The sequence below is a fragment of the Mesorhizobium sp. M1348 genome (assembly GCF_040317925.1).
GTDB lineage: Bacteria > Pseudomonadota > Alphaproteobacteria > Rhizobiales > Rhizobiaceae > Mesorhizobium.
Window position 1 is genome coordinate 1 of sequence record NZ_JAMYLH010000084.1, and the last position, 819, is coordinate 819.

The following is an 819-nucleotide window of genomic DNA, read 5'->3' on the forward strand; positions in this document are numbered from 1 at the left end:
GGTTTTGTTGCAACGGCTGAATGGGAGCGCAGAGAGGTCTGACACGAGGCCAATCACGCGGCAAGGATTTGGAACTGCTCCGCCAGGGATGGATTCGGATTGAAGGCGAATCTCGCCTGTTGCTTACGCATCATGTGAACCATTTCGATGCCGTTTAGGATGATCGCGGCTGATGCTGGTGACTTGAAGCCGAGCATTGACCGGATGCGGCGCTTGATGCGCCGATGGTCCTGTTCGATCCGGTTATTCAGGTATTTACTCTTGCGGATCCGGATCGGCTTCAGCCGACGCCGGGAACGATCCTGCAAGCGATTTGTGGTGTCACAGGAAATAATCGCCTCCTGGTTGGTCTGGCTACCATCGATGACGACGCGGTCGGGCCGGCCATGACGTGCCAGCGCTTTTCTGAAGAACCGCTTGGCCGAGGGCAGGTCACGCAGCTCGCTGAACCCGAATTCGACTGTGTCGCCGACACTGTCAATGGCGCGGTAAAGATACATCCACTGGCCGCGGACCTTGATGTACGTCTCGTCGACATGCCACTTCCCGGTGACGCTACGCTTGCGCCGGTTGAAATGCTCCAGCAGTAGCGGTGCGAAACGAATGGTCCAGCGGTGAATGGTCGTGTGGTCGACGGCGATCCCCCGCTCGGCCATCATCTCCTCAAGATCACGCAGGCTGAGATTGTAGGCCAGGTACCAGCGCACGCAAAGCAGGATCACTGACTGGTCGAACTGGCGGCCCTTGAACATCTAATCCTCCGAAAATGTCGAAGGGGTCTTGCCATAGCGCCGGTAATCAAAACGTTGCAACACATCC

Annotated in this window: 1 protein-coding gene; it reads right to left on the reverse strand. The window is 57.3% G+C overall.

What is annotated here, in order from left to right; all coding sequences use genetic code 11:
• Positions 1-53 precede the first annotated feature (53 nt).
• Positions 54-752, reverse strand: coding sequence for an IS6 family transposase (locus NKH13_RS35525; RefSeq protein WP_352917492.1), 699 nt, complete (start codon positions 750-752; stop codon positions 54-56).
• Positions 753-819: the final 67 nt, after the last annotated feature.